29 protein-coding genes and 1 pseudogene are annotated in these 25652 nt (G+C 60.7%); 7 read left to right on the top strand and 23 right to left on the bottom strand.

The genetic code is table 11. From position 1 onward, the window contains the following. Positions 1-3 precede the first annotated feature (3 nt). From ACE10X_RS18070 to ACE10X_RS18045, 6 genes and pseudogenes are all read right to left on the bottom strand, one after another. Complete coding sequence (locus ACE10X_RS18070) at positions 4-1293, bottom strand: TrbI/VirB10 family protein (protein WP_304555866.1); 1290 nt, start codon at positions 1291-1293, stop codon at positions 4-6. Further along, positions 1290-1919, bottom strand: a complete 630-nt coding sequence (trbG, locus tag ACE10X_RS18065; protein WP_375764442.1) for a P-type conjugative transfer protein TrbG — start codon at positions 1917-1919, stop codon at positions 1290-1292. Before trbG ends, ACE10X_RS18070 begins: the two co-directional genes overlap by 4 nt. Next, positions 1861-2031 (bottom strand): annotated as a pseudogene (locus tag ACE10X_RS18060) (PilZ domain-containing protein); the annotation flags it as partial. The gene trbG and the pseudogene ACE10X_RS18060, both read right to left, overlap by 59 nt. A 55-nt stretch (positions 2032-2086) precedes the next feature. After that, the gene (locus tag ACE10X_RS18055; RefSeq protein WP_155258738.1) at positions 2087-2497 is read right to left on the bottom strand and encodes a hypothetical protein; all 411 of its coding nucleotides are present in this window, start codon (positions 2495-2497) and stop codon (positions 2087-2089) included. A 345-nt stretch (positions 2498-2842) separates the two neighbouring features. Further along, the gene (locus ACE10X_RS18050) at positions 2843-3304 is read right to left on the bottom strand and encodes a S26 family signal peptidase (protein ID WP_304555869.1); all 462 of its coding nucleotides are present in this window, start codon (positions 3302-3304) and stop codon (positions 2843-2845) included. A 67-nt stretch (positions 3305-3371) separates the two neighbouring features. Next, entirely contained in the window at positions 3372-3566 is a 195-nt protein-coding gene (locus tag ACE10X_RS18045; RefSeq protein WP_375764441.1) for a helix-turn-helix domain-containing protein, read from the bottom strand. Positions 3567-3716: 150 nt separating this feature from the next. On the opposite strand from ACE10X_RS18045, the gene ACE10X_RS18040 reads away from it, so the two are divergent. Next, positions 3717-3857 (top strand): hypothetical protein, encoded by a 141-nt coding sequence (locus ACE10X_RS18040; protein WP_196238231.1) that lies wholly within the window; start codon positions 3717-3719, stop codon positions 3855-3857. Between the two features lie 246 nt (positions 3858-4103). Here the strand turns inward: ACE10X_RS18040 and ACE10X_RS18035 are convergent, their stop codons facing one another. From ACE10X_RS18035 to ACE10X_RS17995, 9 genes are all read right to left on the bottom strand, one after another. Next, positions 4104-4727: a thermonuclease family protein gene (locus ACE10X_RS18035; protein ID WP_375764440.1), complete on the bottom strand. Its 624-nt coding sequence runs from the start codon at positions 4725-4727 to the stop codon at positions 4104-4106. Positions 4728-4743: 16 nt separating this feature from the next. After that, the gene (locus ACE10X_RS18030; protein ID WP_155258737.1) at positions 4744-4890 is read right to left on the bottom strand and encodes a hypothetical protein; all 147 of its coding nucleotides are present in this window, start codon (positions 4888-4890) and stop codon (positions 4744-4746) included. Positions 4891-5215: 325 nt separating this feature from the next. Next, complete coding sequence (locus ACE10X_RS18025; protein WP_157788212.1) at positions 5216-5668, bottom strand: isochorismatase family protein; 453 nt, start codon at positions 5666-5668, stop codon at positions 5216-5218. Between the two features lie 159 nt (positions 5669-5827). Next, positions 5828-6406 (bottom strand): acyl-homoserine-lactone synthase, encoded by a 579-nt coding sequence (locus ACE10X_RS18020; protein ID WP_038388774.1) that lies wholly within the window; start codon positions 6404-6406, stop codon positions 5828-5830. 270 nt (positions 6407-6676) lie between these two features. Beyond that, positions 6677-7399 (bottom strand): autoinducer binding domain-containing protein, encoded by a 723-nt coding sequence (locus ACE10X_RS18015; RefSeq protein ID WP_051003399.1) that lies wholly within the window; start codon positions 7397-7399, stop codon positions 6677-6679. A 234-nt stretch (positions 7400-7633) separates the two neighbouring features. Continuing rightward, positions 7634-9286, bottom strand: coding sequence for a carbohydrate porin (locus tag ACE10X_RS18010; RefSeq protein WP_304555878.1), 1653 nt, complete (start codon positions 9284-9286; stop codon positions 7634-7636). 425 nt (positions 9287-9711) lie between these two features. Beyond that, a complete protein-coding gene (locus tag ACE10X_RS18005; RefSeq protein ID WP_375764439.1) occupies positions 9712-10575 on the bottom strand; it encodes a fumarylacetoacetate hydrolase family protein in 864 nt (287 codons plus the stop codon). A 122-nt stretch (positions 10576-10697) separates the two neighbouring features. Next, positions 10698-11228 carry a cupin domain-containing protein gene (locus ACE10X_RS18000; protein ID WP_157787830.1) on the bottom strand — a complete coding sequence of 177 codons (531 nt, stop codon included), beginning with the start codon at positions 11226-11228 and terminating at the stop codon, positions 10698-10700. Between the two features lie 276 nt (positions 11229-11504). Beyond that, the gene (locus tag ACE10X_RS17995; RefSeq protein ID WP_028343928.1) at positions 11505-12137 is read right to left on the bottom strand and encodes a TetR/AcrR family transcriptional regulator; all 633 of its coding nucleotides are present in this window, start codon (positions 12135-12137) and stop codon (positions 11505-11507) included. 138 nt (positions 12138-12275) lie between these two features. Here ACE10X_RS17995 and ACE10X_RS17990 point away from each other — a divergent pair, with 138 nt between their 5' ends. Beyond that, a complete protein-coding gene (locus ACE10X_RS17990) occupies positions 12276-13835 on the top strand; it encodes a class I adenylate-forming enzyme family protein (RefSeq protein WP_038381843.1) in 1560 nt (519 codons plus the stop codon). Between the two features lie 11 nt (positions 13836-13846). Continuing rightward, entirely contained in the window at positions 13847-15043 is a 1197-nt protein-coding gene (locus tag ACE10X_RS17985; protein WP_038381844.1) for a lipid-transfer protein, read from the top strand. Positions 15044-15363: 320 nt separating this feature from the next. Here the strand turns inward: ACE10X_RS17985 and ACE10X_RS17980 are convergent, their stop codons facing one another. From ACE10X_RS17980 to ACE10X_RS17965, 4 genes are all read right to left on the bottom strand, one after another. Beyond that, positions 15364-16554, bottom strand: a complete 1191-nt coding sequence (locus ACE10X_RS17980) for a hypothetical protein (protein WP_038381869.1) — start codon at positions 16552-16554, stop codon at positions 15364-15366. A 643-nt stretch (positions 16555-17197) separates the two neighbouring features. Continuing rightward, positions 17198-17464, bottom strand: a complete 267-nt coding sequence (locus ACE10X_RS17975) for a hypothetical protein (protein ID WP_244435628.1) — start codon at positions 17462-17464, stop codon at positions 17198-17200. Positions 17465-17494: 30 nt separating this feature from the next. Then, positions 17495-17881 carry a thermonuclease family protein gene (locus tag ACE10X_RS17970; protein WP_369526742.1) on the bottom strand — a complete coding sequence of 129 codons (387 nt, stop codon included), beginning with the start codon at positions 17879-17881 and terminating at the stop codon, positions 17495-17497. A gap of 674 nt (positions 17882-18555) precedes the next feature. Beyond that, positions 18556-18753: a hypothetical protein gene (locus ACE10X_RS17965; protein WP_369525398.1), complete on the bottom strand. Its 198-nt coding sequence runs from the start codon at positions 18751-18753 to the stop codon at positions 18556-18558. Positions 18754-19447: 694 nt separating this feature from the next. Here ACE10X_RS17965 and ACE10X_RS17960 point away from each other — a divergent pair. Then, positions 19448-19654: a hypothetical protein gene (locus ACE10X_RS17960; RefSeq protein WP_028342771.1), complete on the top strand. Its 207-nt coding sequence runs from the start codon at positions 19448-19450 to the stop codon at positions 19652-19654. 10 nt (positions 19655-19664) lie between these two features. Further along, entirely contained in the window at positions 19665-20330 is a 666-nt protein-coding gene (locus ACE10X_RS17955; protein WP_038381846.1) for an SOS response-associated peptidase, read from the top strand. 15 nt (positions 20331-20345) lie between these two features. Here ACE10X_RS17955 and ACE10X_RS17950 read toward each other — a convergent pair whose 3' ends face one another. Continuing rightward, positions 20346-20558 carry a hypothetical protein gene (locus ACE10X_RS17950; RefSeq protein WP_038381847.1) on the bottom strand — a complete coding sequence of 71 codons (213 nt, stop codon included), beginning with the start codon at positions 20556-20558 and terminating at the stop codon, positions 20346-20348. Between the two features lie 343 nt (positions 20559-20901). On the opposite strand from ACE10X_RS17950, the gene ACE10X_RS17945 reads away from it, so the two are divergent. Together ACE10X_RS17945 and ACE10X_RS17940 are read left to right on the top strand one after the other, a co-directional pair. Continuing rightward, entirely contained in the window at positions 20902-21792 is an 891-nt protein-coding gene (locus ACE10X_RS17945) for a 3'-5' exonuclease (RefSeq protein ID WP_375764438.1), read from the top strand. Between the two features lie 235 nt (positions 21793-22027). After that, on the top strand, positions 22028-22336 hold the full coding sequence (locus ACE10X_RS17940; RefSeq protein ID WP_157787831.1) for a hypothetical protein: 309 nt from the start codon (positions 22028-22030) through the stop codon (positions 22334-22336). Between the two features lie 412 nt (positions 22337-22748). Here ACE10X_RS17940 and ACE10X_RS17935 read toward each other — a convergent pair whose 3' ends face one another. The 3 genes from ACE10X_RS17935 to ACE10X_RS17925 all read right to left on the bottom strand — a co-directional run bounded on the left by ACE10X_RS17935 (position 22749) and on the right by ACE10X_RS17925 (position 25643). Beyond that, a complete protein-coding gene (locus ACE10X_RS17935; RefSeq protein ID WP_038381850.1) occupies positions 22749-23978 on the bottom strand; it encodes an ABC transporter substrate-binding protein in 1230 nt (409 codons plus the stop codon). Between the two features lie 79 nt (positions 23979-24057). Beyond that, positions 24058-24837 (bottom strand): 2-keto-4-pentenoate hydratase, encoded by a 780-nt coding sequence (locus tag ACE10X_RS17930; protein ID WP_375764437.1) that lies wholly within the window; start codon positions 24835-24837, stop codon positions 24058-24060. After that, positions 24834-25643: an alpha/beta fold hydrolase gene (locus ACE10X_RS17925; protein ID WP_375764436.1), complete on the bottom strand. Its 810-nt coding sequence runs from the start codon at positions 25641-25643 to the stop codon at positions 24834-24836. Before ACE10X_RS17925 ends, ACE10X_RS17930 begins: the two co-directional genes overlap by 4 nt. Positions 25644-25652 lie beyond the last annotated feature (9 nt).

Here is a 25652-nt window from a genome sequence, read left to right as displayed (position 1 = left end):
ATTTCACCTGCCCTTCGCGACCGTCTGAACGTCCTCGTACGGCTTCAGCACCAGATCCTTAGAAACAATCACCCGTAGCGGCCATCCCGGTCGGACCGTGATTGTCGGCTGCACGTCGAGCTGGCGCTCCACCAGGCGCTGGCCCGCACGATTGGTTGTCTGCTGCGTGCTTTCCCGCAACGCCTTCACGAGATCGCTCTCGTCATTTCCGATCGAGAGCTGTGTACCCACCCCGATCAGCGTCGCCAAAGCCACGCCCTTGAGCAGTTGCCAGGTATGGAAATCCACCTCATCCTCGAGCCCGGCATAGCCGGCAACATCCGTGGCCGGAAGGTTCTCGATCACGATCGAATTTCCGTTCGGCAAGATCAGTCGCGTCCAGACGACCAGTGCCCGCTTCTGGCCAAAGGCGACGACGCTGTCGTACTTGCCCACGAGCCGCGTCCCTTGTGGGATCAGCAGATGCTCGCCCGTTACCGTGTCATAGACGTTCTCCGTGACCTGAGCGATCGTCGCTCCCGGCAGGTCCGAATTCAGCCCCGTCACCAGGCTCGCTGGAATAATCGACCCAGCCATCACGGCATAGCTGGAGGGCGCGGCGACGACCGCGTGCGGATTGGTGGTCTCGGTGTCGGCCTTCGCTCCCACAAAGGCGAGCTTTCGTGCCTGCGACGAGGGTACGATCTCGTCCGATCGATCGACCATTGCCCGCGCGGTTTTCGCAAGTTCCGCTGCGGACGGCCCGGAATCGGCCGCCGGCGGCCGAAACGGGGACGGCTGGCTGGCTGCCACGTCCGTGACACCGGCCTGCTTTCGCTTGTCCTGCTTTTCCGACAGTCGGAAGAACAAGCCCGATTCCCTCGCCTGCTGCGCGATGCGCACCTGCCGAATGCGCTCCGCCCTTTCTGCGTCCTCTTCCGGGTTGCTGCGGAAGGCTGGATCCGATGATGGCGCGATGCCGACTTTCTTTTCGTTTTCGGCAAAAGCTCGTCCAATATCGCCCGGGGATGGCGGTCCAAGCCGTGGCGTTGACGGCGGAAGTTCCTCGTAGGACCTCGGCAGCTTGTTCAGGCCGTCCGCCGTTTGCTTCCGGTCGGTGTTGAAGCGCTCTGCGCGGTCGGCGTGCTTCAAAGGCCGCAGCGGCTGGAGCGCAACTATCGTCGCTCCGGCGATGAACAGTGCAGTGATAGCGCAGCCGATCATGAGCGCGCGCCTGTTCAACCGCCGGATGGACCGCGGCCGTGCCCGCAGCTCCAGAGGCTCCGGCGGCTCCCGATCCACCCCACTCGTCATGAGGCGCTCCCACTGCTGACGGCCTGCGACACCGGCCGCGCATCGATGCGGATGATCCGGACGATGCGCTGGGGATCCTCGCCGAGACGGAGCTCGGCGGCGCCAAACATGCGGTCGACGATGTAGTAGGAGCCCCTGACGCGATAGTTGACCAGATTCGGACGGCCATCGGCGCCCGCGACGAACAGGGGCGGCGCCTCGCCCTGCGACAGGCCGGATGGCATCTGGATATAGACCTTGCGGCCGTCATCGAACGCACGCACTGGTCGCCATGGTGGGTCATCGCCTTCGATACGGTAGCGGAAGTCCAGGCTATCGAGCCGCACGCCGCGATCGGCGACCCGCTCCTCGTTTGCCTGGGCGATCGCATTCTGCTTGTGAAGTGCAACCAGCGTATCCGTCGGGTACGTCCAGGAGATCGAAGCCATGTAGGTCTGCTTGGTTGAGACCAACTCGAGGTGGTAGGCGCGCCGGTCGGTCAGGACCACCAGATTGGTCTGGATGTCCGGCAGCGTCGGTTTTACGCCAAACGACATTGCACGAGTAGGTCCTGCTGGGCGGAACGATAAGCGTGAATTGTTCGGGAAGTGAGGATGGCGGATCTTCTGCCCTGAGCGCTGCGCCACTCTCTGTGATATCGCGCACGACACAGCATAATGACAGGTCACCAAACCTGATCAACGCATTGTCTAGCGATGGATTACGCACGGACTTTCGCCTGTCCGGAAGAGCATTCATGTCCATGTCCATCAATAACCAATGCAAATAAGATCGATGCTGTGCGAGTAATGCTTCACGCTGTACGCCGACTGGATCGACCTTTCCCGCGACGGCGCCGCGGCCCGTTGCGCCGGTGCCCGCGCGGAGGATCAGACAATTTCAGCGCATTCCTTACGGCGGGCTCGCTCGTTGGCGGATCGTCGACTGGGCGAAGCGGCGACCTTCGAACAGCGACCGCCGTTTGAAGCGCGGCGAGGAATTGCCGTCCCTCTTCCGTGATCTCCCAGCCCTCCGCATCGCGAACCACAAATTTGGCCGAGAAGATATTCAGGTCAGGCGCATGTTCGGCCAATCGCTTCATGCGATCAGTCCAGTCTTTACCGCTGTTCATCAGTATTTCGACCGCGTGCCGAACTTCGGCAACGGAGGCTCGCCCGGCGGGCTGGCCGGCCAGCACTTTCAGGACGGTCAGCTGGAAGGACAACTTCCACGTCTCCGGTCAGGCTGAGTGCAAAGTCTCGACCAGAGAGGTTAACCTCCGATTACTCTGAACAAGACTGGCTAATTCGAGTAGCTAGGTGCCGGATTTAACCTCGCCGCTCGATGTCAAGCTCAGCCGGCGAGTTCGATGGCTTCGATTTCGACAAACGATCAGAGATTGGATAACCGCATTTTGCGGTCCATCCGATCCACCATGGCGAAGCGTTCAACAAGACGATCGGCGCGAGATCTCTTTGGAAGAGCCTGGCTGGACGCCGCCGATCGTGCCAGGCCAAAGAAACGGAGGCAGGGCGCGCGCTCCGTCGGAACGCGCACCGTTACCCGCCACTCAAACGTCCGGCTTCCACGTCCAGAGCGGACGAGCGACGCCGAGAATATCGCAGCGCAGGACCGGCCCGAAATACCTGGAATCGAACGAGAGAGGATGCGGCTGCAGCAGAAAATACTCCCCGTCGACGAGCCGCATGCAGCCCTCCCAGGACGGCAACGGCCGGCCTGCATGGTCCTTCTCCTGCACTTCGGCAATGACCTTGCCACCCATCGAAATCGCGTCCGTCGGGTCCTTTGTGCGGCAGACCTCATCGCCCCGGAGCGCAACCACCTGCTTGAGCAGCGGCACCGCCTGAGGCGCGATCTCGTGCGCCACGATCAGAAGCTCGATCGAAGGCGGCGGCCTCAGCACCGCAAGCTCGCCCCTCACCGGCAAGCGCTGCTCGAGCGCGTAGAAGCCGAGCGGCGCGCTGCCCGCGGCGTTGTAGATCAGAAGCGGCGCGCGGTCGGCAAAGGCCATGCACAGCGTGACGATGCCGCCGCACATGACTACGAGGATCGCGGCCCTTCTGAAACGACGGCGTGGATCAATCCGCATCTGAGGTCGACCTCCGCTTGCTGGCCTGCGAGAATTCGACGAGGTCCTCGATGTGATAGCGGACGTAGCGGCCGTGCTTTCGGTAAGCCGGTCCGCGCCCCTGCACGCGCATTTTCTCCAGCGTGTTCTTGGTGAGCCTGAGCCAGGCGGCCGCGTGCTCGACGGGCCTGCGGCTCGTCGGCAAATCGGCGCGCCATCTCGCCGGCAAGGGAATATGAAAACATCTGCGGAGCAAGAGCAGCACGCGGGCATCGCTGCTCGGTCCGCAACGTCAGGCTACGCGTTAACCCAACGTGGTATCAATCTTGCTAGTTTCAGATTAGCTTGATGGTGCGTGCGCAGATTCACGGCGTTCGCATATTCGTCGAGCCAACCAAACCAAGAGGACGACATGGCCAAGAAAGCGAAGAAGGCGAAGAAGACGGCGAAGGCGACCAAGAAGGTCGCCAAGAAGACCAAGAAGATGAAGAAGTAAGCGCGCGGTTTTCCGCGCGCCCAGGCCGCCGCGGCATCGCCGGTCGCGCCGATCATGGCGATGAGGCGACCGGATGCATCGCAAGATGCTCTTGCGAGGCTGCGGCGACGACCAGGCCGGCCCCATGTGCACACGGCTCGAGCAGCCACCGGATTGATGCACATGGGTCCGGTTTCTTTGCTCTGGCGGTCCTATTGCAGACTGCCGTTCGCGGCGGTCCCGCAGATCAGCCCCTGACGCCTCGCCTTATCGCTGTCCGCCCGCCCCTTCGGCGGAGCAATCATTTGGCCGGCCCCCGGCGCCGATACATTGGCGGTAGCGCCAGGGCTCGACAAATCGTCCGCTCCACATGCCGCTTTGTTTGCCGCGCGCCCAGGCTTCGGCCGCAGCGTAGTCACCCTTGCTGTAGCGCGGCCAGTCGACCGCAAGCCCGCCGCGCACCAGCCACTCCGCAAGGTCGACCTTGCCGGCGCTACAGACCGCGACCGAGCGCCCGTACCGGTCGCGGTCGACCTCGACGCAGGCCACGGCCTGCCTGCCGATGAAGGCACCCAGCGCGTTCGCGGCCACCTGCCCGCAGCGATAGCGGCCGCCGTGCCGGTCGCTGCAGAGCTGGTCGTGCTCCGGCGCGTCGATCCCGTAGAGACGCACGCGCGTGCCATGGATTTCGATGGTGTCGCCATCGATCACGCTTGCCTGGCCGGCGACGTCGCCGGCGCGCGCCTGGTCGGCCGGTGCCCCGGCGATCACAAGCAATGCGAATGCGCGGCCCGCAAGCCGTCGCCATCCCGAAATCCGGTCCAACCGCACCGCGACGAATTCCGGCGGCATGCCCTGCCCTGACGTGATCCTTTGGGATAGCCGATCCATATGTCCGGTCCGCCCCCTAAGGCGTCCCGACCGTCAGCGAGGAAACGACCCGCACCAGCATCACCAGCGTCGCGGTCAATGTCGCCCCTCCGACCACACACTGCGCAACGCACCGCTTCACCATGGCACCGCCGTCAACAAAGATGCTGAATGCATTTGGCATGGGCCGGCTCCGTCCAGTTGCTTCCGTGGATCGAGCCGGACTCATAATCTGAGTCGCGGAGCCTGCGCTGCAAGCTTATTTCCAGGGCGTTATGGTTTGATTCACGACTCGGGGCTCCCGACAAGCGACGGAGCCCACGGCGGCCGAATCGGCAGGCCCGGTTGCATCTGAGCAAACGCTTAGCGCTCTCCGAGCTGGGCCCGTGGGGTCTTCGCGGGATGCCATCTAGTCCGCACAGCTGCTCGCCGCAATGACCGCGATGGACCTCGGGCGCCACCGTTCGATCGACCCGCGCGTCAATTGCGCCATCTGTAAGTGGACGCGCTCAAGACGGTCCGCATTCCGGACTGGCGAGAAGCTGCCGTACCTTCTGTATTGCGCTCGGACAACCAAGGCAGGCCGCCCATTCAAGCATGGTCTGGCGAATCGTCGTTGCCGGAATTCCGTGCAGCGCCAAGCGATCGAGAGCATGCAGGTGCTCCTGTTCGCGGCGGAAGAGGGAGAGATCCGCAAGCACTCGCACATCGTAACCAAGCCTCGTGCCCTCGAGCGCGGCGATCAGGACGTCCTCCTCCAGCCACGCTCCGGCAACCAAGACCAGGCTCGTGTCTGCGGATGTCAGGCTCGCCATGAAACTGTCGCTGCGCCAGAGCTCCAGAGGATCCGCCTCGGGTAGCGCAGCAAGACCGCGAAACTGGCTGGCCCATGGCGGTTCGTGCTCACCGAGCACGTTAGCCGTGACCCCAAAAACCTCGAACACCGCCGGCAGGAGCGCCATGCTCTCCTGCCGAGCATCAGCGCGTTCAACCGATAGGGTCCCGGGCATGTTACGCCCGGGATTGATCAGGACCAGACGACTTTGCCGCGGATCTGCCAGCATCGTTTTGACTTGAGAAATGGACCGAAGGACCGAATAGAGAGCGGAAAGGTGTCGGAGTCAGGCGGCAGCGAGAGGCAGCGGCTCATCCCGAATCACAGGGCCTTCGACAGCTGCATGTCGGTACATAGCGGCTAGCGCAGCATCGGAATTCCGCAGGAAGCCCGCCAGAGCCATGGTTTGGCCGATCCGCTGCGCTGGTGCGATCCGCTCCAGCGGCCATCCGGCGCGCCTGAGAATGCGCTCCATGCGTACGTCGGTAACAGTTGCGATCGCATCCGCTCGGGCGGCCCGCATGCCCTCGATCATAGCCGCAAACAGCAAGAACGTCGTGCGATTGAGCCCGCCCTCCGTCGCCTCGGGAGCGCGGGCGGTATCGACGCAAAACCGGGAGCTTTCAAGGATCTGCTCGCTTCGTGGTGCCGGCTGGCCTGCGAGCAGGGAAGAAAACGTGTCGGTCAACATGGTGGGCCCCGTGGTTGGTAGCAGCCGAACGGATGCCACGACGTCCCGGGTCTCTGTCGTAATCAACAGATAGGTCGGGTTGAGCGCGTCATAGACGTCGATTTCGAACTCGCCCGATACCGACACTGTCCAATCGAGGCGGTCCTTGAACACGCGCCGGCGCAGGCGAAACATTGCGGCAAGCAGATCGAGATGATGCCCGACTGATGATGGCGGAGAGCAACGACTTGCATGAGGACCTCCTGGTTGAGAACAGGAAGTCACAAAGCCAGAGGCGAACGGATCGCGCGCCTGTCGAATCTTGCAGGTGTGAAGCCGATACAGGCGAAGCTAGATCCACTCTTATCAAGAATGAGCCAATTTCAGCAATCGAAGATGCCCTTCCTCAAGTGAGGAAGAGACTCGATTTATTGTGGGTCGTGATCCCGACCGCGCGCAGTGAAATCAGGGCAATAGCCCCCGGCGCAGCGCTTCGCCGACGCATTGGGCGATCGTTGCGGCGTCCAGCTTGCGCCGAGCGTTCTCGAGATGGAACACCACCGTACGCGGTGAGATCTGAACGAGGACGGCGATATCCGCGACAGTCTTGCCCCGGGCGACCCAGGCAAGACATTGACGCTCGCGCTGGGTAAGAGTGGTGGTGCCTTGCGTCGGCATTCTCAGACGCGCGGCTGCGTGGGCATGAAAATAAAGCCCAACAAGGTGAACAGCGGTCTTGGAACCGGCGACAAGCCGGCTCGTTGAGGCGGCAGGCTCGTCAGTGGCCAACGTGAACGCCGCCATCCGTCCGTAGCCGCCCCTAATCGGGACTGTGACGCCAGACCTGATGCCAAACGTCATGGCCTCTTCGAAGAAACTACGCTGTTGCTTTGTCCCGACAGGTTTGGGTGCACCGTCACCCCAGCAGAAAACTTCATTTTCCGAACGAGCTCGACGCACAACGGGATCAAGTTTCTGATAGCCAAGTTCGAAGTATCGCCCGGTCCATGCCTTCGGATAGGAGGAGACGAGCGTTGGCGCGTCGTTGGTAATTTGCAGATAGGCGAACCATCGAAATCCAAGCCGCTGGGTCAGGCGTCTTGCGACCTTTTCGAACCCCTGCTCGTCGTCTACCGTCCAGATAGCATCGACGAACTCCTGAAATAAACGATCGACCGCTGTCATCATTGAGCCATCGGCCCGGTCAGGTCCCCAGCTGAAACACGAGACACGCCATCGGCAGGCGGCAAGCGGCCTTCGCCATCGCGCAACGCCGGCCGCCAGGCGATCGCCCCACTCAACTCCACGTCAGGGCTGCGTCAATGGTTTCCGCAGCCCGGCCTGGCCATACGGTGCCGACGTTTTCCATTGATTGGATCCCGAGATCTGGCGATCCAATCAATGGCATCAAATGACGCGCCACTACATGTTTACGAGGAGAGAAGCGAGAACGTTGAATGAGGGTCCCTCGGTCTTGAAATACGCGAGACTTGGGTGATCGGTGTAGCCTACCCCAATCGTACCCCAGAGACCGGGCATGAGATGCGCGGTATAGGTCGCCGTGACTGAATTGGAGGTTCGGGCGGCAAACACTCCGGTAAGCCCCGAGAACCGGTTGGTTGCGTCCGATAGATAGTGGCTCACAACGTTGCGAGCGGCGACGAGGGAAAACATGTCGGTCGGACGGTTGTCAAATGGGCCAATCCAGTACGCCCGCCCCTCATAGTATTGGGAAATACCGGTCGCTTCGGGCGGTGCGTACATGACCGATATGCCGGCATACAGGCCGCGAGCGGCGGCTAATGGTGACGAGTGGTCCTGCTGCCACAATTGTCGATCGGCCAGAAAGGTCACGCCGAAGTTGCCGTCGCGCGTTGCGCCCGGATTTGCCGGTAGGTGCGAAAAATCGCGGAAGGTTGAAGTGTTGTAGAGAAGGTCGAGCCGCAGCCATGTCTGGGGATTGCCCGGGCTTGCCGGCTGTTTGTAGCCGAGCTCATCGATGAAGAGCTCCCTGGTGCCCTTTGGTCCGTTCCAGTTGATGCCTGCCGGGTTCGTCAGCGCTTCATCAAAGATGACGTTCCCGGTGACGCTATTTATCGGCAGGCTGCGTTGCACAGCAGCTTGATTATAAATCGTATCCGTGACGTGCCAGGTTGTCCTGAAACTCGGGGTCGGACTAATCGACATACCCAGCTGGATGGGGATCGAGCCACTGGGCCCGAACGTACTGGCAAGATTCGAACCAACGAAGGTGCCGATAAACTCCGTCGTGTTGGTCACATAGCCGAACTTGATTTCCAGCTTTTTGTCGAGGAATGTTTGATACCAGGCGAGCTGATAGAGCTGGAGAGAATTTGGCAGGTACCCCACATCGTTGCCCGCGCTGTACAGCCCCGCCACCATCAATTGTCCGTCGGGAACACCCCAGCGGCTCATATCGTAGGTAAGCCAAGCGATCGTTTCATTGATATAGCTGGGACGTTGACCGAAATAGGTCTGGTTGCCCGCGCAGATCGCGCCGGTTGCTTGAGAGTAGCGTGACGTGCAAGGCGGATAATTGCTCGGCACCTGCCGCGGTGTATCCAGCATATTGGCTTCAAAGACCGCGATGTTATAAGCTTGGAAACCAAAGCCCGCTGAGGCCAATGCGGAGCGCCAGCCGCCTTCATCACGCAGAAGCGAATCGCCGTAGGAAGGGAACGGAATATTCCAGCCCTTGACTCCATAGCGCCTATTGAGTTCGGTAAGATCCTTACGACGGCGCGCAGTCGCTTCAACCATCTTCCGATCATTGCCGTCCGCGGACGACGCAACTTTTTGCCGCAATGCGCGCTTTCGATTATCGGCAGACATTTTCCCGACTGGAACCGCGCGTGCGTTCTGTCCCTTAGTGATGATCTCGCCAGGCTTCGCCTTGTGCTCGACAAGATCTGCCCGAGCAGGCGCGTCACTCACAGCAAGAGCAACGAGACTCAACGAGCCCAGACAAAGTGCTCGATACCGGCGCAGATGCAGTTGATCCCGGTTTGGCGGCGCTATAGTTTGATCACCGGAAACTGCTAGACGTTGATTCATTCCATCCTCCCTCTGATAAGTATTTTTCGTTGCTTCTTGCAGACACCTCAAAATTGTTGCCGCACCTATCGTGAGAACCCAGGCTGGCTCGCGCTGAGATCTCACAAAACGGCGCAGCTCTCCTCGCCGACGGAATTACCGTCGGAGAGGTGGCTCTTCGCGTTGGTGGCGGGTTGGAGCGTTGCAGCCCAAGAGATAGGCGCGTTCGCCAACGATCAAGACGTGCTGCTGATCATGTGCCCCGGTGCTTCACATCGCAACGAACTTGCGGAGTTCGACCGACGCTCCGGACTAAGATGCGATGCAGGTCAGATCAAAGTTTTGGAATGGCAATTCGGAACAGGACCCATTTGATCAATCCATATCGTCTCTCCAAGGTTGGAGGAGTTCGAGCGTCCATCCCATTCGAAGTTCATCGCCTCCGATCAGCCCGAGCCGCGCGTCGCTATGCGCACGCGATTTCGCAATACACCGATGCCCTCGACCTCAAGCTCGACTGCGTCGCCGTCCTTCAGTGAGCGGCCGTGATCGACACCGCTACCTCCGAGAACCGTACCGGACGCGAAGATATCGCCAGGGTAAATGGTGCGGGAGCGGCTCATCTCGACGATTGCTTGCTCGAAGGTAAACCGCATATGCCGGGAGGACCGGTTGGTCCATTCCTCGCCGTTAACTCTCGCAATCATGCGTACGTCGGACATGTCGCGAAACTCGTCTGAGGTCGCGATGCACGGCCCAAGAGTTACCGCTCCATCTAAATCTTTACCGCCGCCGGGCCCGATCCCCATTTCCATGTGGATCAGTTGTTCGTCTCTGGCGCTCCAATCGTTGAAGATCGTGTACCCGAAGACGTGGTCTCTCGCCGCATTCAGCGGAATATCCTTGCCCCGCGTCCCGATGACGACGGCCCACTCCAGCTCAAAGTCCGCAGCCATCGAATAAGTGGGCCATTGAATATCCTCATCCGGGCCCGATACGGACAAAGGGTCGACCGTATAGTAGGTCAGCCGCTCAAGGAGCAGATCAAAGCGTAGCCGTTTGGCAACGGCGAGTTGAGCTGCCGCCTGATCCGAGCCGGCTGCGGCCTCGGCTTCGAGTTGGTCCTTGCGCTCAAAGAAACGTTCCACATGCTCCGTAAACATGTTGCAGTCGCGCATGCGAACGGGGCGCGGCAATGGCGCGAGCAGCTTCGCCTCGACCATCGGCACAATGGCCGCGGCAGAAGGGTGGCTGATGATTTGTCGCGCGAGGCTAAGTGCCTCCGCGCCCCCCTCAATCATGTCTTGCATCGATCTGAACCAGCCCGAGGCCCGAGAATCCGCCGCAGTTGACGCGGTAAGATCGACAATCCTGTCATTGGCCAGGAGTGCCCCAACTGAACGCCTGCTCTGGACGCTGAAGGTGACTAGCCTCATGCCGAGACCTTTCCATCGACGAGTACACCGACCAATACGCAATCGTCGGGACCATCATTGCGCCAGCCATGCATCCCACCGTTTTGCACGACTACATCGCCGGCCTGAAGAAGAACGTCCCGTCCCTCGGTCAACATCCAGACCTGTCCGGAGGCGATCATGAAATAGTTGAGGGTGTCGGTCTTGTGCATGGAGCTGTGCTTCGCCCTTTCGATCTCTTCGCGAGACGGCACATGCACACTTTGGATCGATCGATGCATTGCCTCGACTTCCGCAGCCGAGTGGGGCTCCGGATTGGGCCTGAAACGAACAGCGCGAAAAACTGTGCCTCCGTCCGGGGGCTCGTGCTGGATCGTCGCGCCGACCGTGGGGTCTCGCGAACAGGACAGATCTGCTGGAGTCTCGTGGGTGATCCATAGATCACGACCGAACACGTTAAAGCCGAGGTGCGGCAGATCTGAAATATCATCAACGGCCAGAACATCTGACCTTCCGCCCCCATCATTTCCAACAACAAAGCGCCTCATGGTGTCTCCTCTCTTCCGGCAAGGCGTAAGGAGAGCTCCGGCGCGCGGATGACCAACACGAGGTCGCGTCCGTTCCGCGATCGCCGCCTCCCCATCGTCACGTTGACTCGCACTTGCCCAACGCATTCTTGGTACCAAAACAGATAATTCGGTACCAGTTCGCTGTCAAGCGGCTAGCGCAGCAAATCGGTCAAGGGCGTGCAAAAATCGGCCGCCAGCGGCCCTCGAGTCGAGCTCGCCGCCGTCCATATCCGCATTCGGAAAGCTGAAGGTACCTTAACGGCTTTTGGGCGCCGCGCGCCGAGGCGCGTCGTCGTTGCGCTTGAACAGCCCGTGGAAGAGCAAGTCCGGGAGCTCCGCAAAGGCTTCGCTCATGGTGAGTCCAGCAGCGGCAAGTACCTCGGGCTGGTTGGTTAGTCTCGCCGCGGCCAGGTAGATTTCGGCAGCCAAGTGCGCATGCAACGTTCGGAAGTGCCCCTTCTTGATGCCGTCTTCAATTATATCGCGCAATACCGCTACCCGCTCCTTCTGGTGTTCCTCAAGCATCAGCCGCGCAGATTCAAAAGCTCTCAAATCCTCATTGAAGCGTTGGGTCGCTCGGGAGCTTTCGGTGATGCCCGGCTGCAAATAAGCGAGGATACGCGCCTGCGGATCTTCCTTCTCAAGCGCGCCGCGCATGCCGAGTCGCCGGATACGATCGAGCACCCGTCGCAGAATCAGTAGAAACAACTCAGGCTTGGTGGGCGCGATCTCGTATAGCGAACGCTTCGAGCAGTGCAATCGCGCGCAAAGATCAGCAACGGTCGGTGTCTGAAACCCCTCAGTTAGGAATATCTCTTCGAGCCCATCCAGGATCTCCCTATGACGCCCATGCTGGCGGTCCTCGCTCCGGCGCGTGCCTTGGCCCATCCATATCTCTCCTCGTTGCAGGTCTTCCGATATAGCGCGCCACCCGGCGGAAAACCCAGAGCCATGTTGACAAGTCCCTGATGGTACCAGTAAGCACGATATGGTACCAAACTTGTTGACCTTAAGCAGTGAGCTCTTATGCGAATCATCGATCACTTCGATCAGGGCGTCGCCTATCATCCCGACGAGGTCGCTTTCCACGATCTCGCAAGCGGCGAGATGTTGACATATCGAGAGGCTGATCGTCTGACGCGCCGGATCGCGGCAGCAATTCGGGAACATGGATTTGGTAAGGGCGCCAAGATCGGCATCTTGGCGCCCAATAGCAGCATTGCATTCGTGACCCTGATCGGGCTGATGCGCGCCGAAGCAACTTGGCTTCCGCTCAATCCCCGCAATCCGCCAGCGGTTAACGCTGACCTTCTACGACGCTTCGATGGTGAGCTGTTGTTCTTCAGCCAGGTCCATGAGAGGGACGCACAACACATACTTCCGGAAGTCCCTGAACTGCGCGCCACTGTCTGCCTCGACGCCGAAAGCCTACTGGGTCCTTCGCTCGATGCCTGGACGAGTCAGGAGCAGGCGAGCGATCTCACCGGCGAATACGCGCCAGATGACATGTTTGCGATCTTCCCAACAGGCGGAACAACCGGTCAGCCGAAGGGGGTGATGATCACTCACGGCAATATCGCGGCAATGTTCAGTAATTTCATGAGCCACTTCGGTTACTACGAGGGCGCGCGGCATCTTGTCGTGGCTCCGATGACGCATTCGGCCGGCATTCTCGGCTGCCTCCATTTTAGCCGGGGTGGATGCAACGTCATCATGGCAAAGGCTAATGCCGGCGCCATTCTCGAGGCGATTCAAGAACACCGCATCACCCATCTCTTCCTTCCGCCGACGGTGCTCTACATGGTGCTGGCTCACCCCGACCTTGGCCGGCACGACTATGGATCGCTGCGGCATCTGCTGGTGGCAGCGGCGCCCTCCTCGCTTGAGAAACTGAAGGAAGCCATAGGAGCATTCGGGCCGGTGTTGTCGGAAACGTTCGGTCAGGCCGAATGTCCGGCTGCGATCTGCCTCAAGGCGCCATGGGACTATCTGGGCGCCGGAGGTGAAATCGACATCGACCGCCTGCACAGTGTCGGACGACCCGGCGTATGGAACAGGGTCGCCATTCTCGACGACGCTGGAGCAGAGTTACCGCGCGGGAGAGCCGGTGAAATCTGCGTGCGCGGGCCCCTGGTTACGCCCGGCTATTACAACGACGCTGAGTCGACTGCAGTTATCCGCCGGTTTGGCTGGCATCACACCGGTGATGTCGGGGTGATGGACGAGCATGGCTATGTCACGATCGTCGACCGCAAGAAGGACATGATCATTTCGGGGGGCTTCAACATCTTTCCCAACGAGATTGAGCAGGTCCTGACCGCTCATCCGGCCGTGCAGGACTGTTCGGTCATCGGAGTACCGGACGATAAGTGGGGCGAGGCCGTGAAGGCTGTGGTTCAGCTCAAGCCTGCTGCCAAAGCAACGGAAGCGGAGCTGATCGCCCTGGTCAAGCGAACCCTCGGCGGCGTGAAGGCGCCCAAGAGCGTGGATTTTGTCGAGGACCTGCCGCGCAGCGCGGCCGGGAAGGTGCTCAAGACCGAGCTGAGGGCAACCTATTGGCACGGGCGGACACGCGCAGTGAATTGAGGTGGAGCAGCATGGCTGAAGTCCTGATCGCTGGGGTTGGCATGATCCCCTTCGCCAAGCCCGGTCAAAATCAAAGTTACGATCTTATGGGTGCCGGAGCCGCGCGCGCCGCTCTGGACGACGCCGGTATCGTATATGCCGACCTTCAACGGGCCTATGCGGGTTACGTGTATGGTGACAGCTGCGCCGGCCAAGCTGCGCTCGGTCACCTGGGCGCAACTGGAATACCGATCATCAACGTGAACAATAACTGCGCCAGCGGCTCGACCGCATTTGCGCTTGCGGTCGAGACGATCCGCAATCAGCCGGACGCATGCATCCTGGCACTGGGGTTTGAGCAAATGGCTCCCGGCGCACTGGACGTGGTATTCGCTGATCGACCCAATCCGGTTGGCCCGCACCTGGCCCGGGTGGCGGAAATGATGGACCTGACCGTCGATGATCGTGCAAAACCGCCAGCGATCCAGCTCTTTGGTTGTCAGGTCGAATTGCTGCAGCAGCGTTGCGGCGTCGACGATCGAGCCCTGGCCAAGATTGCGGTTAAGGCACGCTGTCACGCCGCAGCCAATCCATACGCCTTGTTTCGGACACCGTTACAGGAAGATGACGTCTTGGCGAGCCCTTTGCTCTTTCGAGGCCTGCGCAAGCTGTTCGCTTGTCCGCCAAGCTGTGGCGCGGCGGCCGCGGTCCTATGCGGGCCAAGGTTCGCCGCGCGGCACGGCTTGCAGAGAAATGTGCGCGTTATCGGATCTGGGTGGATAAGCGATCGCACTGAACACTTTTCGGGCGATCCATTGGATCTTATGTTCCGTGCGCTCGGTCGGGACGCTGCAGATAAGGCCTATGAGAATGCCGGGGTCGGGCCGAAGGACATCGACGTCGTCGAGCTGCACGACTGCTTCACCAGCAACGAGGCGCTGATGTATTCAGCGCTTGGCTTTTGCTCCGAAGGCGAGATCGAACGATTCATCATCGAAGGCCGGGGCAGCTATGGAGGAGACATTGTCGTAAATCCGTCCGGCGGCCTGCTGTCCAAGGGCCATCCGCTCGGAGCTACAGGACTGGCCCAGATCGCTGAACTCACATGGCAGCTTCGCGGCATCGCTGGTCGGCGCCAGGTTGAAGGAGCTCGCACCGGGCTGCAACAAAACGCCGGCTTGGGCAGCGCGGGTTTCGTGCATATCCTGCAGAACTCTTCGCAGATGTGATCTGCGCAGCTGACTCATCATCAGCGACCACGGTGCAACTTCCATCCGCCGAACGTCTCCGTGGTGAAATACTCCGCGAGACAACGCCGTCTGATGGCCTCTGGGCAGCCGATCTTCTCAAGCGCCAAACATGAGCCATGGTCGATGGATAATCTGGGCCCGATAGTGCGGCACTGTTGGCGGCGAGCCGGGCCGAAGGCCGGGCGAGCGTCGGGCGCGGAGGACACGTCATCGTCGTCGATCCGGCTTGCCGAAATCGGCGACGATGCACCAGGCCGACAAGGCCACGCAACCGGCAACTGGTTGCGCAGCTCATGTCGTCAAATTGCGCGTTCCATCAGGCGCCTTGCCTTGCCCTCCAGTTCAAGCCGAGCATCCTGATGCGCCTTGCCGCGGGCAAGCGCGGTGATGCCCTGCACAAAATCAAAGATACTTTCCGGCTTGCGATTTTCTTCGCCGAGGGCGGTCTCGATGATTTTCGAGATTTCGGATCTGGAAAACCCGCCTCTGCGCAGAAAGCTCGCCCGGTCCTCGTCAGTGCGAGCAACAATCCGCTCCCGGGCCGCCCTGATCCCTGCGACGAAGGGCGCGGGCGACGAATTGGCAAAGTTCGTCAGCGCGGGTGCCGCTTCACGCGCAAAGCGTTGCGCGGCGAATTTCGAATGCCGGATCGTGATTTCCTCGAAGTTCTCCACGCCCCATAGATTGCGGTTCATGCAGACGGCGCGGAGATAGAAGCTTGCAATCCCGAGCGTCTTGCTGCCGACTTCACTGTTCCAGCAATAGAATCCCCGGAAGTACAAATCCGGCGATCCGTCCGCTAAACGCCCCGCCTCGATCGGGTTGGTGTCGTCGACCAGGAATAGGAACACGTCGCGGTCGCTGGCGTAGAGCGTCGTCGTGTCCCTGGTCACGTCTACAAAGGGATTATGGGTCATGGTCGCCCGATCCAGCACGCCCGGTACCTTCCACCGCGTATCGCCTGTGCCGTTACCCGCGATCGTCATCACCGCGGCGACAAGTTCGTGGTCCCAGATCCGGCCATAGTCCGGCCCGGTCACAGCACGAAGCTCGACGCATCCGCTGTTGCTCTCCAAGGTTTTCACGAGCTCGGCGCGGTGCGAGAGCAAGCCGTGTTGCAGGTTGATCGCTGCCAGCGCCGCAGGAAGCTGCCGCAGATAGGATGTCGGCGCACCAACGAGCGTGCACAACTGACCAAAGCTCCAATGCGTCGGCGTCACCGCCCCGTCGCCTCCTGGCACGGTCAGGGCCAGCCGCTCCGAATTATCCCGCCTCGCCTCTACCCGGATGGCCCGGGTCTCCACCGTCCGCGCCTGCGCGCGTTCGGCGCGGCTCCGCACGACCTCATAGAGGTTCGGCAAATTTAGAAACCGCTCGTCATCCGGACGCGCAAACCACTCGGACGATACGCGGCCAATCCGCTGGCCGCGCGATACGTCCACGCGGAAGCCGCCTGACGTAGACTGTTCGCTCTGGGAAAGGTTCAGCATGTTCACGGTCATTCTCCTGAGGGACTGAGGTTGAAGGGCAGCACTGCGCTGCAACCCTGCCCGTCGGCGAGACCGGGGGTAGCAAGTGCCAGGGCGACCCGAGTGGAGGGGGTTCGCCCGCCCGAACAGGGCCGCTCGCAAGAGCGGGTCTGCACAAGCGCATCTCACGTCGTCCAAGGTCGGCAAATGAGCAAAGCGCGGAAGACCGGGGAGACCTCTCGGGGCGGCGCCGGCATAGCCGGCGCGCTACCCTGGCGCGCGCGAGGGGCGGAGCCCCTTCCCTCTCATCGATGAGAACGCTGGACAGCTCGGCAGAGGTTGGGACTCAAGGTGAGAGTGAGAAAGCCAAGGAAGGCAGCCGCCGACGGGGCAGTGATAGCGACGCGGGCATGCAATGGCCGCGGGCCCCGAGGCGACTGCAGTCGCAAGACCGGTCAACAAGGTACCCGAGCGCGGGACAGTGATAACGACGCCGGCATGCCAAGACGGCGGGGCCCGCGGGCGAGTGCCTCCGGCGAGCGACACATGATGGCGCGCGGGGGATCGAAGCCGGATGGCCGAGACGCCACGCGGCTCGATTCACGAGGGCCCGCCGCGGCGACGGCCGCACGCGCGCAAACTAAATCCTGAGAAGACGCGGGGTTCAGGGAATCCGGATTTCCTCCCGAGCCTTGGTTTCCGCGTCATAGATTCTCACCTGAAGCCTTGGAAAACGCTTCTTGAGCTCTTCGCCACCTGCCCTGGCGCCGGCCTGGGTTGAGAATTCGACTTTCAACCGGCCATCCACTTCGAGCCCGTAACCCGAAGTTGGCAATTTAGGAGTGGCTGCAACCATGTCGTCCCCGTCGTGCAATGAAGGCAATCGAGGGCGATTTGGTAACGTGAGTCGCCCGAACCAGGCCAGCGTCACTTCCGCCAACAACCGGATTGTCCGCCTGTATCAAGGATGCGCGTTCGCATCGTCCGAGCAGGAGGACGGCTTACCATTCGCCCGGACGCAGGCGCGATAGAGCCACGGCTCCACATAGCTCCCCTTCCAGATACCTCGACCGGCGCGCTCTGCGTCCTGCTGAGCTGCGTCATATCTGCCCTTCGAGTATCGAGGCCAATCCAGTGCAAGGCCACTGCGCACAAGCCATTCCCCGAGATCGGCACCGCCGACCGAACAGGTCCCCACCGTCCGACCATATGGATCGAGGCTGAGCGGTATGCAGTCGACCGATCGTCGGCCGATACAGGCGTCGAGGTCGTTTGCCGCCGGCGCGCCACAGCGATACTGAAGACTGTCCTCGCCGCGGCAGAGCTGGCTGCTCTCCGGCGCGTCAATTCCCCGGAGACGGATGCGCTCGTCGCGTTCATCGTCAGCTTAGGCTGGCTTCTGATCGGCCGAACTGTCGTACCTCATGGATGTGACTCAAGCTTGGTCTCAGCGCTCTCCCGGGCGCTAGGGCCTTTTCTTTGGGCGACATCTCGTCACCGGGATTCTACGGAATCCACCTCTACGTCATTGGGCGCTAACTTTGCTCTTGCCGGGGCTAGATTTCATTCCGAAGCAATTTTCAAATTTCCGGTAGAGGGGCCGTCTCGCGACACGGCCCCTTTTCATTTGGCCCTCGCTGGGGCCGTTTCTTTGGTGCAAGAAAATGCCCGCCATCGCGGCGGGCTTTCGGATTAGGCGGCTTTCTTTAGCCTGTGGTTGCTTGGATCCGTGCCATCGATGATGGCGCTGGCGGAGCTGTGCCCTGTATGCACCACCCAGAAATCTCTGTGACTTTGGTATCAGTCGGTAACCCAAGCATCTTGACCCGCTCGACGGCCCCTTAAGGCCGATTGCGGGGTATTCCGGGCTCGCGCCATGGTGGCGTCGACTTGCCGTTTCTCTTAAGGGCGTTGCCCGCTCGTGGTATGACCGGATCTGACGAAGAGGCCGCCAACTGAGGCGGCCTTACTATTGAGCGGCCCCAGCAACTTTGGGGGCATGGGGGCCGTTGCTGGGGCCATCTACCGAGCCCGATGCTCCGAGCCAGGTTTGTGAAAGGCTACTGCTGGCCAACTGGCCAATCTTTTCGCTGCGTCCACGATCTGAGTTTGAGAGTGGATTTCTAGCTTCCTAAGCAAGCGAAGGCGCTGAACCGATACCTGCGCTTCGGTGCCGCCGATCTGCACGGCAATCTCAGCATCGCGCCGCCCGAGAGCCATGCGTCTCAGGAGCTTCTTTTCACGCGGGCTCAGTATCAGCGCCGTCACGGCGCGAACATCACTATGCCGACGATGATGAGTGGACTTAGTCCGAACAGAACAATGCAAGCGCCTTTAAGTATGTCACTGCCCATGACACAACCCCTACGGTTGGGGGTTGAAATCCTATTCCCGAATGCCGGATGGCCGCTAGTGCAATTTGTGCCATGGCAAAGCGCCGTGAGGTGGTAAATAGCTGGTTCTCGGAGCATATTAGCCTTTATGAGACCGTGGCTAAAAATGGCGCTGATGGTTTTCGGCTTGTGCGCAGGCTGGATGGTCGTTGGTCTATTGACCGTCGACGACGACGACGAATTCCACCAAGTCATCGCGGTATACAAACCGCGCTAACTGGGGGACTGGCACTCCGTTCACCCACGGAGAACCCCGGACACCGTCGCTGTTCCGCTCGTTGAGCTAAATCAAGAACGGATGGCGTCCCATGGAAAGTGATGGGGCCAGAACATCCAATGGCGCTCTCGGTGGTCCTATTGAGAACAGCGGCCAAGCTACGGTTTCCGTTCGCTTAATCCGAACTAGGACACTCCCAAAATCAGCTTAGGACACCGGGGCTTAAATACGGACGGCACCGCTTGACTCCATGAGAACAAAATAAGAACATGAGCCATCGACGGTCAACCCGGAAACAAGACCAATGTCCTCGGTTTCCAAGCCGAACGAACAGGACGATGGACTTGAGGCTGCCGTCGACCAGGCGATCGCTGTTTGCGGCGGCGATCTGCGCGCGACCATTCGTGCCCAGATCGTTGCGAACAATTTCCTGGAAGCCGAGATTGTAGAATTGAGAAAGGCAGTTTCGCACGCCTTCACGCGGGGGCGGTTTCGGACCCACACGGGATAGACGACGCCGGATGTGCAATCTCTATTCGATCACGACCAACCAGGCGGCGATCGCCGGCCTGTTCAGGCACATGAATCGCTATGTCGGCAATCTTGCGCCGATGCCCGGTGTGTTTCCAGACTACCCTGCACCGGTGATCCGCAATGCCAGCGACGCCGCGGAAATGATGCTGATGCGCTGGGGCATGCCTCCTCCACCCAAGACCGGGGGGCCGCCGGTGACCAACATCCGCAACACCTCCTCGCCGCACTGGCGCGGCTGGCTGAAGCCGGAGCATCGCTGTCTCGTGCCGGCGAACAGTTTCGCGGAGTACGCCCCCGAGCCAAATCCCGAGACCAAGAAAAAAGACGTCGTCTGGTTCGCGCTCGAGCAAAGCCGGCCGCTGTTCTGTTTCGCCGGGATCTGGACCGAGTTCAGCGGCGACCGCGGCACCAAGTCGAAGCCGATCCCCGGCCCTCACCTCGTCTACGGCTTCCTGACGACCTCGCCCAATGCGATTGTCGGGCCGATCCATCCAAAGGCAATGCCTGTCATCCTGACCACCGCGGAGCAGCGTGATGTCTGGATGCGCGCTTCCTGGGATGAGGCGAAGGCGCTGCAGCGCCCCCTGCCCGATGATCTGCTGCAGATCGTAATGCGTGGCCCTGATAAGGAGGACGTCACGGCCGCCCCTTGAACTCTAGACCGCAGGTCAGCCACCGCCGCTGCGGCTCTTGATCCACAGGGTCATTGCACCGACCAAAGCCGTCAGCACCCCGCTCCACCAGATCGAGCGCGGCCGCGCCGCGCTGATCGAACTGAGGTACAGAAATGCTCCGAGCACGACACCATAGTGCTTGCGAAACTCACCGCTTCTGCGAGCGATTTCAACGAGGTCCGAAGACCTGACTTGCGGATCTGCCATCACGACCACCTAACTGTCCGAAGGCACCATGATAAAAGTGAGTTGGGTGTTTCGTCGAGTCTTATTTCGTCTTTTCCGAATTATGTGATCGAGGCACGCCCGGTTGCTGCGCGAGGGATCGAGGCAGCGAGGCCGTGACGCGAAGCGGCACGGTCACGAGAGCCGCCCGCATCCGCCGGCGCTCAAAACTGCTCCATCACCAGGCCAATTTCACGCAAGGCCTTCTCTTTGCCGGGTGCCGGCAGTGAGCCGGGACCTATCCACAGGCGCAAAGATGCCGGTTCCGGCTTGATCGGGTAAGCTCGCCCGCCGCCACAAGGCCCCACCCCGATCACGCTCGATAATGACCGTTCAACCGACCCTTGCTGAGATCGCCGCCATGCTGGAACAGTCGCCCGACTATCGGGTGCTGCGACGGCTGGTTCCACGCGCCGAATTCACGCCACACGGACAGCCAGAGAAGACCGCGATCCTGCTCGATGTCGAAACCACCGGCCTCGATACCACCAAAGACGAGATCATCGAGCTCGGGATGGTCAAGTTCAGCTATCTTGCCGACGGCAGGATCGGTCGGGTCATCGACACCCTTAGCGGCTTCAACCAACCGTCGATCGCAATTCCCGCCGAGATCACCGCGCTGACCGGCATCACCGATGAGATGGTTGCTGGTCACAGTCTCGATGAGGACCGCATCAACGCGTTCGCTTCCGAGGCGGTCGTCGTCATCGCGCACAATGCCGGTTTCGATCGCAAGTTCATGGAGCGTTACGCGTCTTTGTTCGTGCACAAGGCCTGGGCCTGCTCGGTCAGCGAGGTCGAATGGCGCAGCCACGGCTTCGAGGGATCGCGCCTGTCCTATCTTTTGATGAAAGCCGGGCTGTTTCATGAGGCGCACCGGGCGGTCGACGATTGCCAGGCACTGCTCGAGATCCTGGCGATGGCCCTGCCCGAGCTCAATCGCACCGTGCTCTCGGTGCTGCTCGAGCGCGCCCGCCGCAAGACGATCAGGGTCTGGGCCGAGCAGTCGCCCTTCGAGCTCAAGGACGAGCTCAAGCGACGCGGATACCGCTGGAGCGATGGCGCCGATGGCCGGCCGCGGTCCTGGTACATCGACGTCGATGATGGCCATCAAGCTGCCGAAATCAAATACTTGCAGGAAACGATCTATCAACGGGACGCCGGAATCCGAACCGAGATCCTGACTGCGTTCGACCGCTTTTCCGCGAGGATCTGATCCTCTACCCCGCTCAAGCGGTCGCATGCTTATCGCGCGATGCGGCTGAGTCCGGCAACAGGGATCCACGACGTCCCTAAGACTTTAGTCACATCGGCATTGATCTCGCCCTCTGGTTGCGCTTGGTGTCCCGATCGCTGGGGGAAATCAAGAATTAGACTTTTGAGTGTCGCTGCCGCCTGCGCAGTGCTTGCTGGCTGCGCCGCATCCAAACAGGACGTCGTAGCAAGGCTCGGTGATCAATACATCGGCCAGAACATCGATAGACTTGGTGCAGTTCGGTCCACCAACCAGCACATTCAGAATGAACAGCGGCCAATCATCCTATGTCTGGCAGCTCTCAGCCGTGACCGATATTGCAACGGATCGAGGCTGGGGCACCGCGAGCACGCGCTATTGCACGGTAAGCGTGATCGCCTCGCCGACCGGAATTGTCGAACAACTCAATACCGAAGATTCGAATGCCGGATATGGCCTCGGTGGAGTCGTCGGCATGTATGGCAGCATTTGCGGCCAACGCCTGGGAATGAAGCCCCAAGGCTAGCAGTCCATCAGCCGGCGATTCCGAAAGCAGTTGCCCCGTCTTACCCGACAATAAGCTTCGGAGCATTACGATTCGGCCGAGTGTTGGCACCCGCTTCCGTTCGCTCGCATTTCACCCTAATTCCTCGGCACCTTAGAGAGGAAATCTCCACCTTTTGAGCCCTAGCTTACCGCTACCCTTGAAGGTCACTGACATGCGGGAAGCGCCCGACTGGAGAAAGGCCACGCCGAATGGATCGCGCGCAGCGAAGTATGTCCGGATGTCGACGGACGAGTAGGACTACTCAACGGTTGTGATGACGCTGCCCCTCTTGGCCTTGCGCGCCTCCGGTGACGAAGTAGCAGCTGAGCTAGACCTCAGCGTCTAATGTCTATGATCCCGCGGTCCGCGCATTGGGCCGACGCCACTGCAATCACGACGCGATGCCGTCGAGATCAACCATGTCACCGATCGGGACCCAGTTGGCACCGTCAAAACGGGTGATTTGAAGGTTGTGGACGGCGCGATAGTCAGTCGCCGAATTGCCGACCTTGATGCCATCAAGAAACAGCGGCGGTTGCTCGTCCTTCAGCGAGGTCGCGTGCCGGAGCAAATTCTCTCGCGTGAGCTCATTGCCACATCGCCTGAGGACCTGCTCGATCATATAGGCATTGTTGTAGCCAGGCGTTGCCGTGTTGTCGTCGATGCTGACTGACGGCATGTACTTCTTCATAAACTCCACATAGGCCTTGACGCGAGGCTTGTCCTGCTGGCGTGGGTCAGTGGCTATGACTTCCCACCACGCCGAGACTAGCCCCTTCGCATTGTCGAGCCCTGCTGGCGCCAACGTTCCTCCGATCGAGCTGCAGTTCGAATTGATGATGTGCAACGGCTTCCACCCAAGCGCGGCCACCTTGCGAATGCCCTGCGCCGCAAATTTTGAGTAGGTCAACTGCACAAAGACGTCGGCACCTGCTCCCTTGCAATCGGCGACCTGGTTGTCGATGGTCGGCTCGGTGATCTCGTGACTGATTTCCTTGATGACGGCGCCGGCCTTGCTACCAAGACCTTTTTTCAAGCCGCGGAGAAAGTCCTTGCCAAGATCGTCGTTCACATACTGGATCGCAATCTTTGCATCGGGCTTCTCGCTCACGATATGTGCGCCCAGCGCGGCTCCCTGCGCGACATAGATCGGATAGAACGGCACAATCCAGGGATATTCCTTGGGATCGTTGAAGCGTTCGGCCCCGGAGGTCAGGAACAGGTTCGGCACCTTCTTGGCGTTGAGATATTTCATGACGGCCGCATTTGCCGCCGTTCCCAGGAAGCCAGCGATCGCAAACACCTCCTCCGATTCCACGAGCTTTCGGGTCTGCTCGACGGCCTTCGGCGGCGAGAACGCGTTGTCAAGCGAGATCAGGTTGACTTTCCTCCCGTTGATACCGCCATTGTCGTTGATCATCTGAAAATAGGCCGTCTGCGCCTGCCCGTAGACGCCGTATCCGGACGCGGGGCCGCTGTAAGGTGCAGTGGTCCCGAGCTTGATTTCGGTATCCGTAACGCCGGGTCCATAGTTTCCGGCGCGTGCCCTTGACGTACTTCCAATTGCAAGCGCGCTCGCTCCCAACCCCGCAATGGCGGATCTTCGCGAAATCAATGTCATGTTCAATCCTCCCGATTATCGTTTGTTGGTGATTTGAAGCTCTTGAAGTGGCTCTTGATAGCCTCCTGATCCCCGGCGACTATGTGAAGGTCACGCAAACTGGGCCGAAGCCGGAGATCTTCGCCTCGTAAACTTCGCCGGCCGACACAGGTGATACCGGACCAAGCGCGCCCGTCAGCACGACATCGCCACCTCGCAGGGGCTGGCCCGCGCGTGCCATCGCCCGGGCTAGCCAGAGCCCGGCACGCAAGGGATGACCGAGGCAGGCCGCGCCGCAGCCGAGGGATGCGATGACACCGTTCCGTGTCATCGTCATGCCGCAGGCCTCGAGGTCCAGGTCGGTCAATCGGCGCGGCGATGCGCCGAGCACGTACCGCGCGCTCGAGCCGTTGTCGGCAACGGTATCAAGAATACTGATTCTCCAATCCCGTACCCGGCTGTCGACCACTTCGAGCGCAGCAACGGCGTAGGCCGTCGATCGCATCAATTCGCCGAGCGTGACGTCCTCGCCGGGAAGGTCGCGCTCCAGGACGAGTGCGATCTCCGCCTCGATGCGGGGCTGGATCAGCCACGTAGTGTCGATCGCCTCGCCGGTCGGAACTTCCATGTCGGCGAACAGAGCGCCATAATCGGGTTGATCGACGCCGAGCTGCTGCTGCACCGCCTTCGAGGTGAGGCCGATCTTTCGGCCGACCAGCCGTCTGCCGGCAGACAGGCCACGGCGGGTCACCTCGGACTGCACGGCATAGGCAATCTCGATATTGCCAGTGCCGATCTCGGCCGCGATCGGGTCGATCGGACGCCGCGCCGATTCCGCTTCCTGCAGGCGCGTTGCTAGCTTATCAACGATCGCGTTCATGGCCGATCCAGGAAGTCGGCGACCAGCGCGTTGAACTCATCGGCCTTTTCCCACTGCGCCCAATGACCGCATTTGGGATAAACGTGGAGCTCGGCGTTCGGCATTGTCTTGAGCAGGATGAAGGCAGAGTCGAGCGGAACCACGCGATCGTCCCGTCCCCAAACGATCAGCGTCCGATGCTTCAGCCGGGCAAGATTTTCGCGCCAGATATCGAGCGGCGGGCGCTTGAAAATGTCGATAACGTCCTTGCGCATCGCGGCCTTCAACCGCTCCTCTAGCAGCGCATCGGTGATCGATTTCGAATCGAACACCAGAAGCTCGATGACGCCTTTCAGCTTCTGCATTGACGGTCCATCGCCACCATGGAACATTGCCATTCGGCGCAGCCCCTCGGTCGGCATCGGCGTAAAGATCGCATGGCTGCCTCCGGTGCCCATCAAGACAAGGCGGTTGACCCGCTCCGGAGCCTCAAGCGCGACCATCAGCGAGGTCGCGCCTCCGAGCGAATTGCCGACGAAACTTGCCTTCTGAACGCCAATCGCATCCATGAAGTTGCGGACGAACTCACCCATGGCCGCGAAGATCGGCCCGTCCTGCAGCTTGCCTTCGGTCTCGCCAAAGCCGGGGAGATCGACGACGATGACCCGGCGGCTTGCCGCCAGCGGCTCGACATTCTTACGATAATTGCTGAGACCCGACGCACCCGGTCCGCCACCATGAATCAGTATCGTCGGCTCACCCTGCCCGACGTCATGATAGCGCGTGCGGGTCCCTCCGACGTCGATGAACTTGTCACTCAGATCCACGCTTCATCT

The organism is Bradyrhizobium sp. Pha-3, assembly GCF_042258325.1.
In the GTDB taxonomy this organism is placed as follows: domain Bacteria; phylum Pseudomonadota; class Alphaproteobacteria; order Rhizobiales; family Xanthobacteraceae; genus Bradyrhizobium; species Bradyrhizobium elkanii.
Note: the sequence above shows the minus strand (reverse complement) of the source record. Positions and strands in the feature narration are given on the sequence as shown.